The sequence below is a fragment of the Streptomyces sp. SID3343 genome (assembly GCF_009865215.1).
In the GTDB taxonomy this organism is placed as follows: Bacteria; Actinomycetota; Actinomycetes; order Streptomycetales; family Streptomycetaceae; genus Embleya.
Genome location: NZ_WWJX01000932.1, coordinates 1 through 9,638 on the forward strand (window position 1 = coordinate 1; position 9,638 = coordinate 9,638).

8 protein-coding genes are annotated in these 9,638 nt (G+C 68.9%); 7 read left to right on the top strand and 1 reads right to left on the bottom strand.

Features of this window, described 5'->3' with window-relative positions; genetic code table 11:
* On the bottom strand, window positions 1–1,677 hold a 1,677-nt coding region (locus tag GT354_RS29055), incomplete at its 3' end, for a condensation domain-containing protein (RefSeq protein WP_161359344.1).
* A 587-nt stretch (window positions 1,678–2,264) separates the two neighbouring features.
* Here GT354_RS29055 and GT354_RS29060 point away from each other — a divergent pair.
* From GT354_RS29060 to GT354_RS29090, 7 genes are all read left to right on the top strand, one after another.
* A complete protein-coding gene (locus GT354_RS29060) occupies window positions 2,265–3,668 on the top strand; it encodes a class I adenylate-forming enzyme family protein (protein WP_161359345.1) in 1,404 nt (467 codons plus the stop codon).
* The gene (locus GT354_RS29065; RefSeq protein ID WP_161359346.1) at window positions 3,665–3,901 is read left to right on the top strand and encodes a hypothetical protein; all 237 of its coding nucleotides are present in this window, start codon (window positions 3,665–3,667) and stop codon (window positions 3,899–3,901) included. Before GT354_RS29060 ends, GT354_RS29065 begins: the two co-directional genes overlap by 4 nt.
* Window positions 3,902–3,956: 55 nt before the next feature.
* Window positions 3,957–4,157, top strand: coding sequence for an MbtH family protein (locus tag GT354_RS29070; RefSeq protein ID WP_161359347.1), 201 nt, complete (start codon window positions 3,957–3,959; stop codon window positions 4,155–4,157).
* 9 nt (window positions 4,158–4,166) lie between these two features.
* Entirely contained in the window at window positions 4,167–4,730 is a 564-nt protein-coding gene (locus GT354_RS29075) for a hypothetical protein (RefSeq protein WP_161359348.1), read from the top strand.
* Entirely contained in the window at window positions 4,727–5,359 is a 633-nt protein-coding gene (locus tag GT354_RS29080) for a DUF6875 domain-containing protein (protein WP_161359349.1), read from the top strand. Before GT354_RS29075 ends, GT354_RS29080 begins: the two co-directional genes overlap by 4 nt.
* 658 nt (window positions 5,360–6,017) lie before the next feature.
* A complete protein-coding gene (locus GT354_RS29085; protein ID WP_161359350.1) occupies window positions 6,018–9,110 on the top strand; it encodes an amino acid adenylation domain-containing protein in 3,093 nt (1,030 codons plus the stop codon).
* Between the two features lie 104 nt (window positions 9,111–9,214).
* On the top strand, window positions 9,215–9,638 hold a 424-nt coding region (locus GT354_RS29090; RefSeq protein ID WP_161359351.1), incomplete at its 3' end, for an FAD-dependent oxidoreductase.

A 9,638-nucleotide genomic window follows, 5' to 3' on the forward strand; every position in this document is an offset into this window, starting at 1 on the left:
CAGCGCGGGGCGGGCGTCGGCGAGCATGTGGGCCAGGCGGGCGGGCGGATACTCGGGATCCAGGGGCAGGTAGGCGGCGCCCGCCTTGAGGACCGCCAGGAGCGCGACGACCAGATCCGTCGAACGCGGCAGCGCCAACGCCACGACGTCCTCGGGACCGACACCCCGAGCCACGAACAGATGCGCCAACCGGTTCGCCCGCTCGTCGAGCTCCCGATACGTCAACCCACTCCCGTCACACACCACCGCGAGCGCATCCGCCGACGCCCCGACCCGCGCCTCGAACAACCCCGGCAGGGTGGTCTCCGTCGCCTGCGGGATGTCGTCGGGAACGGTCAGGAGAGCGGCGCGTTCCTCGTCGGTGAGCAGGTCGATCCGGCCGATCGGCTCGGCGGGCGCCATTGTCTTGACGGCCCGCAGCACGGTGAGCAGACGCCGGTGGTGGGTCGCCAGTTCGTGGTCCGAGCAGATCTCGGGATGCGCGTTGAGGTCGACCGTGAGCCCGGTGCCGTCGCGTCGGTCCCATACCGCGAACGTGAGGTCGCCCACCAGGCCCGAGGACAGGCTGTGCGCGGTGGTCGACAGTCCGGCGAAGGACACCGCGTAGTCGAAGGACATGACGTTGACGACCGGGGCGTACCAAGTCCCCACATGCGCGGGCAGGTCGAGGTCGCGTTGCAGGTCCTCGGCCCGATACCCCTGGTGGCGGCCCAGTTCGAGAACCCGCTCCCCGATCCGGCCGAGCAGTTCGCCGAGCGTCGTGTCCGGTCGGAGCGCGAGTCTGAGCGGGAGGACGTTGGAGGCCGTACCGGGCGTCCGCCGCTGGACCTGGTTCAGGCGTGCCGTCACCGGCAGACCGAGTATCACCGTCGATGCGCCGGTCGTCCGATGCAGATAGACGGCTGTGGCGGCGATGACCAGGTAGGACCAGGGGACACGCGCACGGCGTGCCGAGGCGCGCAGTTCGTCCAGTTCGGTGGGCTCCACACCGGTGGTGTGCCGAAGGTAGCGTTCCGGCGTGGTGGAGGGGCGGCCGACGATCTCGGTCGGCTCGGGGCGGTCGGCGAAGCGTTCCGTCCAGTAGGCCCGGTCGTCGGTGAATCGCTCGGAATCGCGGTACTCCTGTTCGGCGTCCAGCAAATCGGACAGGGACCCGAAGGGGCTCGGCGCCACCGGACGGCCCTGCACGAGCGCGCTGTACACGTCCGCGACGCGGCGGGTGATCAGCAGTGACCCGAAAGCGTCCATCACGGCGTGGTGGTAGCCCTGGTACCAGTAGAAGCGGTCGGTGCCCAGCCGCAGGAGCGCGTACTCGAACAGTCGGTCTTCGGCCAGGTCCATCGGCCGGGCCACCGCGGTGTCCAACCAACGACGGGCGGCCTGTTCGGGATCCGGCTCGGCGCTGAGATCGACCCGGGAGAGTGACCAGTCGCCGAGCTCTCGGACGACCTGCCGGACCTCGCCGCGTTCCTCGACGAAGCGAACGTGCAGGGCGTCGACGTCGGCCACGACCAGCAGCAGTGCCTGTTCGAACAGCGCCGGATCCACCTGTCCGTCGATCTCCAGGTATTCACCCACCCGGAAGACCCGATTCCCTTTCCCCAGCCGCTGCTCGGCAATCCATATCTCGCGTTGCGCAGCCGTGAGGGGCAGCGTGCTGCAGGCACTGACGAACAAGTCTCCACCTCCAGAATTGCTCCCGGGCGCAGGCCGGAGAGACGAGAATGAAAAGCTCGCAACGGCCCGGAAAACGCTTCGTAAATTCGACCGGACGATAGAGAAACGGCAGCCGTCGAACCATCGGAACGACACGGGCTCGCCGCCTGGGTCGGAATCGGGCGCAACGGCCCCGATAACAATCAAAAGCAACCTAACCCGAGAGTCACAGAAGGGTCAAGGAAGCAATCGGTTATCCCGGCCGCATGCCGTGTCCGTGTCCCGCCGCGGCGGGACACGGACACCGGCCAGGCAGGTCGAAGCCAGGTGCCACAAGGGTTTGCGGTTCGGCGTCCCGGCAATCGCCGCGGGCAGCGGGCAGGAGGAAGCGGGCTTGTGAATTCCCTTGCGAACGGCGTGGAGACCTGTGGCGGGCGACGGGCCATTCCAACCATAAAGATGTCCGACCGGCGCGTCACCTTTTCGTCGCGGTGGCGCCGCATTGACTACGGATCGCTTGCCCGAAGTTTCACACAAGTGCTACTTTCGCCCTCGCCGAATGCCGGACAGGACGTTGGGCGGACTCGTTCTCTCAAAAGGAAGCGTGTATGGCAAATACCTGGTGGGGAAACCATCTGCTGAGCCGGGGTGCGGACGACGAGCTGTGGGCGATTTCCAGCGAGTCGATTACTCGGGGGCAGTTGCGTACCGTGGTCGCCGATCTTGTACAACGCTTTCGGGAGCAGGGCATCGGGGAGGGCACCTCGGTTCTCCTGCGCATGAAACCCAGTTTCACCTACCTGCAGGTGCTGTTGGCTCTGTGGAGCCGGGGCGCGCAGGTGGTCCTGGTCGACTTTCGGCTGAAACCGGCCGAATACGAGCCACTGGCCGACATGGTGCGTCCGCAGTACCTCGTCGTGGCGGCCGGCGCCGATGGGCCGGTGGCCGGATTTCGGCAGGAGTCCGATTTCTCGACCGTGCGGCTGCCGGGTGGCAGGCCTGCCCACGACGGCATCCGCCTGGTGCAGTTCAGTTCGGGCTCGACGGGTCTACCGAAGGTGATCGGCCGGCCGGCCGAGTCCGTGCTGGCCGAAATCGAGCGGCACGACGAACTGCCCGGGATCCCCGGTAAGGGCGAGCGGGTGATGCTGCTCAATTCGGTCATGCACAACATGGGCCTGGTCACCGGCGTGCTGCACTCCCTTGCGGCCGGGACGACCCTGATCGTCCCGCCGACGCTGCGGCCGGCCGAGGTGGTGCGGCTGATGGCGAAGACCGAGGCATCCGCCGTGTACGGAACCCCCGTGCACTACGACTTGTTGGCCCGCATCGAAGGTCGTCCCGAGCTGCCGCACCTGCGGCTCGCGGTGTCCGGCGGTGAACGCGTACCGCACGACACCTTCGAGCGGTTCGGTGAGCACTTCGGTCTGCCGATCTGTCCGGTGTACGGCCTGACCGAGATCGGGTTGATCGCGGGCGACCTGTCCGGTACGTCGGTGCCACCTCGGCTGGGCCTTCCGGTGCCCGGGGTCGAGGTGAAGGTGCAGGACGAGGAGCTCTTCGTCCGGATGAAGCAATCGCCGTACCTGTACGACGAGCACGCCGATCGTTTCGCGAACGGTTGGCTGCGGACGTACGACCGGGTTCGTCGGGACCCGGTGACCGGGAGTCTGGAACTGCTCGGCCGCGCCGACTCCCTGGTCGTGGTGGGCGGGCTGAAGGTCGACCTCGCGGAGGTGGAGGCAGTCCTGCTGGGTCATCCCCGGGTGACCGAGGTGATGGTCACCCACGGGGACGTCATCGAGGCGTTCGTGGGCACCGATCAGGCACTCGCCGCGGACGAACTCGTCGCGTGGTGCCGGGAGCGGCTGAGCCCGGTCAAGAATCCCAAGCGGTTCCTCGTCACGCGCCGACTGCCGCGCAACTCGATGGGAAAGCTGGTGCGCGACCGAGCGCTGATGAACGGGCGCCTCACGTCGGAGACTTCGTCGCAGACACAGGGGAACGGATGATCTCGAAAGACGACATCAGGGCGATCCTGACCGAGAGCGCGAAGCTCGGATCGCCCGAAGAACTGCCGGACGACGCCGAGTTGGTGATCGACTCGTTGACTCTCGTCGTCCTTCAGCACGGACTGGAGGAGCGGCACGGCGTGGTCATCGACCCGCACTTCGAGGACATGGCGCTGTTCACCTCGATCGACGGCATCCACAAGTACGTGACGACGGTTCCGGGCGCGAGATGACCATGTCCTCCACCAAGTCCTCCCCCGTCTCGACCGCATCGCGTAGGGAGCAATGATGAGCAACCCCTTCGAAAACCCCGACGGCACCTTCCTCGTGCTCGTCAACGACGAGGGCCAGCACTCGTTGTGGCCCGCGTTCGCCGAGGTGCCCGCGGGCTGGACGGTCGCGCTCACCGAGACCGACCGTGAGACCTGCCTCGCCCACGTCGAGGAGCACTGGACCGATATGCGCCCGCTGAGCCTCGTACGCCGATAGGAGAACGCGATGGACGACGCCGCTTTTCCGCAACTGCTGCTGAGCGAGGAGGACTTGCAGGATTCGTTCTACGGCGAGGAGCCCAGCGCCGCCTACGATCCCGTCTTCGTCTCCGGCGACGAGTCGGGGCGGGCCATCGTCGACCTGACGAACATGCTCACGCACGGCACGCACCCCGAGACGACACATCACGCCTCCGCGTTGTTCACCAACATCGTGGGTTCGGTGGTGTTCCACCACGTCGCGCGGTTCGACAACGGAGCCTGCCGGCAGGTGTATCAGGAGCTGTTCGACGCGGTACACGCCTGCGCGCACTACCGGATGGGGCTGAACGACGGCGTCGAACTCGACATCACGAGGGGGGATCTGGGCCCCGTGGAGTTGGGGGACGGCGGTTTCGTGGTGCGCTGGCGGTCCGCCGTCGACCACTTCCGGATCGAGACCGCGTGGGTGATCGTGCCGAAGGGCGACATCCTCAACTTCATCAACACCCGTATCCCGGACGAGTCCGAGGTCCACCGGCTCGCCCGCATCGCCACCGACCGGGTCACCGACCTGACGGGTGCGTCATGACGCCCACGGCCCTGGTCGTCGACTTCGAGTCCGCGCTGGAGTCCGTCGACTCGTGGTTGACCGAGTACATCTCGGCGAGCCACCCGCAGATCGGCCGCACCGGGCCGATCTGCCCGTTCGTGTCACCCTCGCGCAAGAACCGCACACTGGAGATCCGCCTACGGCTGGTCGGGCCGACGCCGAGCCTCGCACTGATGGAGGAGATCGCGCGCAGCAGTCTGCGCGAGTACGGGCTGACCACCTGGCAGGGGCGAAACCCCATGCTTCAGGCCATGGTGGTCGTGCTGCCCGATCTCCGCAGCGAGGACACCGAACTGCTCGACCAGGCCCAGGCGCACGTCAAGGACGACTTCGTGGCGCAGGGCCTCATGATCGGCCAGTTCCACGAGAACTGCGAAGTCAAGGCGGCGCGCAACTCCGCTTTCGCGGTGAGCAGGGCTCCGGTGGCCGTCCTCGCGATCCGCGCGATCGCCCTGCACGACATCTTCTTCCTCTCCGAACGGCCGCACTGGTTCGGCAAGTACCGGGAGAAGTTCGGCAGGTTCTACGGTCCGGACTCCACCCTGATGGATCCCCTGCTGATCGACCGCTACCGGGAGAGCGAACAGGTTTACGGTTGTTCGCCGTAAACAGGGCCGGACCAGCCCGCGCCGGGTGATCCGGGAGGACAACCGGTCGATGCGCCGACCACCGAGGGGCCACAGCCGCTGGACGGGCTGTGGCCCCTCGGCGTGGTCCCGGGCGAACCGGCGGCTCGCCCCGTCCGGGTTCGCGGGTGCGGCGGGGGTGCGCGCGGGTGCGGGGGCCGCGGGTGCGGTCGGGTGCGGGTGCTCTCACCTGCCCGGGTCGCCCCTCCCGGCGCATTGCGGACCATACGTGCCCACCGCAACAGGCGCCGGCCGATAATCCGTGGTCGCCGACGAAATTCCGTTATTCGTCGAAGAAGGGTGGGGGTGAAATGAAGTAAAGAGATCGGCGTGACGTCAGAGCAATGCGATCCGGGTGCTCACGGGGAATCCGATGAACTATTCGGCCATGTTCGAATTCCCTGATTCGTGTCGGGCCGTACGGGTAGCGATCGTGTGGAGCGCCGGAGAAGGTGCAGGTCGGGCGAGGTTCGAGGCCCGGCCGAGGCGCAGCTTTGTTTCGACTTCCGATGACGTTGGCGGACCTGCGGCGCAAGAAGACGCGCCGATTTCTCGCCACGTGATCGAACGGGGCGGAGCATCGGCACCGCGTATTCACGATCTCTTACGACGACGACCGATCCCTTTTTGGAGTGCCCTCGTGGCCACTGCACGTGATACCTCCCTGCCCCCGCATGCCCTGACCTGGAATCCGGCGCGCTGCGGCCACCCTCGCGACGCCGGAATACCCGCCCTGTTCACCGAGCAGGTCGAGGCTCGTCCCGAGGCACCCGCCGTCGAGTGGAGTGGTGGGACGTGGAGCTATCGGGAACTGGCCGAGCGAGCCCGGCGCGGTGCCACGCAATTGCGGTCGCGCGGCGTGAGCGGCGGCGACGTCGTCGCGGTGGCGATGGGTCGCTCGCCGGAAGCGGTGGCAACGATCCTGGCCGTCCTGTTCGCGGGCGGGGTGTACCTGCCGCTCGATCCGGGGCAGCCCGCCGACCGGCTGGCCCGGATCGTGGCGGACGCGGACGTCGTGGTGGCGGTGTGCCGGGCGCGCGAGCGGATCGAAGCACCCGACGCGGTGACGATCGTGGACACCGACGAGTTGTTCGCCGCCGCCGACGACGCCGATCCGCGGTGGTGGCGCGAGCGCGGGGCGGGCGAGGCGGCGTACGTCGTCTACACGTCCGGTTCGACCGGTGCGCCCAAGGGAGTGCTGTGTCCCCATCGCGGCCAGACGAGGTTGGCGCGCGACGAGGGGGACGTAAGGATTCGTCCCGACGACCGGGTCCTGGCGACCACGAACCTCACCTTCGACGTTTCCTGCTTCGAGATATTCGCCACCCTGCTCAACGGCGCGTGCCTGCTCCCCGCCGACGACGAGGACCTGCTCGACCCCAAGGTCTTGGACAGCGTTCTGCGCGGTCGCCACGTGAGCGTGATGTGGTTGAGCGCCGGATTGTTCCACCAACACGCCCACGCCGCCCCGGAGATGTTCTCCGCGTTGCGCCTGCTGATCGCGGGCGGCGACGCGCTGAGCCCGCGCGCGGTGCGCGCGGTCCTGCGCCACGGCCGTCCCGGGGCGTTCCTCAACGGCTACGGACCCACCGAGAACTCGTCACTGTCCACGACGCACACGGTCGAGGAACTTCCGTCCCGCGCGGAGACGGTGCCCATCGGGGTGCCGGTGGCGGGCTCGACGGCGTACGTGGTGCGCGAGGACGGCACGATCGCCGATCCGGGCGAGACGGGCGAACTGTGGGTCGGCGGGGACGGCGTGGCGCTGGGCTACCTCAACGATCCCGACAAGACCGCGGACCGCTTCGGGTCGGACCACTGGACGCCCGGGGAGATCCGCGGCCTGCTGTATCGCACCGGTGACATGGCGCGGTGGCGCGCGGACGGGGCCCTGGAGTTCCTGGGGCGGCGGGACCGGCAGGTCAAGATCCGCGGTTACCGCGTGGAACTCGACGAGGTCGAGTCGGTGCTGTCGGCGCACCCGCACGTCCGCCAGGCCGCCGTCGAGGTGCTGGGCGAGCAGGCCGGGGAGCGGCTCGTAGCCGCGGTCGTGGCCCACCCCGGGTCGCGGCGCGATCTTACGGCTCGGCTGCACGAGCACGTGCGCGACCGCCTCCCCAGCTACATGGTGCCCGCGCGGATCGCGCTCGTGGACGTCCTCCCACTGACCTCCAGCGGCAAGGTCGACCGTCGTCGCCTGGCCGACCTGTCCGCCCCGGCCACGCCGCGCGCTGACGCGGACACCGAACCGCGAGGGTCGGTGGAGAACGCCTTGGCCCAGGTGTGGCGCGACATCCTGCACGTGGACGCGTTCGGGCGCGACGAGCGGTTCTTCGCGCTCGGTGGCACGTCGCTGCGAGCCACCCAGGTCACCGCGGCCGTACGCGAACGGCTGGAGGTGGGCTCCGAGTTCGGGCGGGCGATGATCCGCAGCCTGGTCGCCGACCCGTCGCTCGCCGACTTCGCCGCGACGGTGACCGACCTGCGCGAGGGACGGCAGAGCCCGGACGACGCCGAGATCGACTTCGCGGCCGAGAGCCGACTCGCGCCCGAACTGCGGTTCACCGCGCCCGCGGTCGCGAACCCACGGGCACCGAAGCAGGTGTTCCTGACCGGCGCCACCGGATTCCTGGGCGTCCACCTCGTCGAGCGGCTGTTGCGCGCCGGCGTCGAACGCGTGCACTGTCTCGTCCGCGCGGACGACCCGCAGGAGGGGCTCGACCGGCTCGCCGCGCGGATGCGTCGATACGACGTGGATCCCGAACCGCTCCTCGATCAGGTCGCCCTCGTGGCCGGCGAGTTGGCCGAGCCGCACTTCGGCCTTTCCGATGACGCGTGGCACGCTCTCGCGCGCGAGTGCGACCTGATCGTGCATTGCGGCTCGCGGGTCAACTTCGCCTATCCGTACGCCGCCTTGGCGCCCATCAACGTCGGCGGCACCCGTACCGTGCTGGAACTCGCGGGCGAACACACCACCAAACCCGTGCACTACGTCTCCACCATCGCGGTGATCGCCGGTTTCGGCACCGCCGGCGTCGACCACGTCGACGAGGACACGCCGCTCGACCACGCCGACCGCATCTCCCTGGGCTACCCCGAGACCAAGTGGGTCGCCGAGAGCCTGATCGTCGAAGCAGGCCGCCGCGGCCTGCCGGTGGCGGTGCACCGGCCCTACGAGGTGACCGGCACGTCGGATCGCGGCGTGTGGAACACGGACACCATGATGTGCGCCCTGTTCCGCACCATCGCCGAGACCGGACTGGCCCCGGACATGGGCCTGCCCTTGGATTTCGTGCCGGTGGACCACACCGCCGACGCCGTCGTGCACATCGTCACCCACGAAGAACCCGACGGGCGCGTGTACCACCTCACCAATGCGCGCGATGCCCGGTTGCCGCTCGTGGTCGAACGTCTGCAAGCCATGGGCTATCCCGTGCGAACCGTGTCGTACGACTCCTGGACGAACACGATCGCCGAGCTGACCGCCCGGCACCCCGACCACCCGATGGCGCCGTACGTCCCGATGTTCGTCGAACCCGCCCGCGACAGCGCGGTCTCGGTCAAGCAGATGTACACCGACGGCACCTTCCCGACCTTCACCCGCGACAACGCCCACGCGGCCCTCGCCGACAGCGGCCTCGCCTTCCCGCCCGTCGACGCGGCCCTGCTCGACCTGTACCTCCGCGAGTTCCGCCGCACCGGCTTCCTGGCCCCGCCCCCCGAGGCCGGCTGACCCACCCGATCCCATCCCGCGCCGGCCGTTGCGCGAGCCGTCTCGCGACGGCCGGCGCGCGCACCCCACCCCACCCCGAGCCCCGCACGACCAAGGAGCGTCCCATGCGCATCGCCGTCGTCGGCGCAGGAATCGCCGGGCTGACCACCGCCTGGCTCCTGGAACCCGAGCACGACGTCACGGTCTTCGAGGCACGCCCACGCACGGGCGGCCACGTGCACACCCACACCATCGACCACGACGGTCGAACCGTCTCGCTCGACATCGGGGCCCAGCACGTGTCCCCGAGCGACTTTCCCACCCATCGCGCACTCCGACACCGGCTGGGCATCGACGCCGCGGCGGAGGTCCGCTTTCCGCTGCATCTGACGGTGACTCGCGCGAGCGGCCCGAGCCCGATCCTGGTCACGCCGGACACCGCGCGCGACGACCGCGCCGGGCGGGTCGCGGTGACCGGCCCCGAGTGGGCCCATGTCGGCGCGTTCATGGCCGCCGCCACCGCGCACGATCGGGCCGACGGCGACCGAT

Excerpts from the sequence above, each read along its gene's own strand:
- GT354_RS29060 (WP_161359345.1), top strand. The coding sequence starts at position 2,265 with ATGGCAAATACCTGGTGGGGAAACCATCTGCTGAGCCGGGGTGCGGAC.
- GT354_RS29065 (WP_161359346.1), top strand. The coding sequence starts at position 3,665 with ATGATCTCGAAAGACGACATCAGGGCGATCCTGACCGAGAGCGCGAAG.
- GT354_RS29070 (WP_161359347.1), top strand. The coding sequence starts at position 3,957 with ATGAGCAACCCCTTCGAAAACCCCGACGGCACCTTCCTCGTGCTCGTC.
- GT354_RS29075 (WP_161359348.1), top strand. The coding sequence starts at position 4,167 with ATGGACGACGCCGCTTTTCCGCAACTGCTGCTGAGCGAGGAGGACTTG.
- GT354_RS29080 (WP_161359349.1), top strand. The coding sequence starts at position 4,727 with ATGACGCCCACGGCCCTGGTCGTCGACTTCGAGTCCGCGCTGGAGTCC.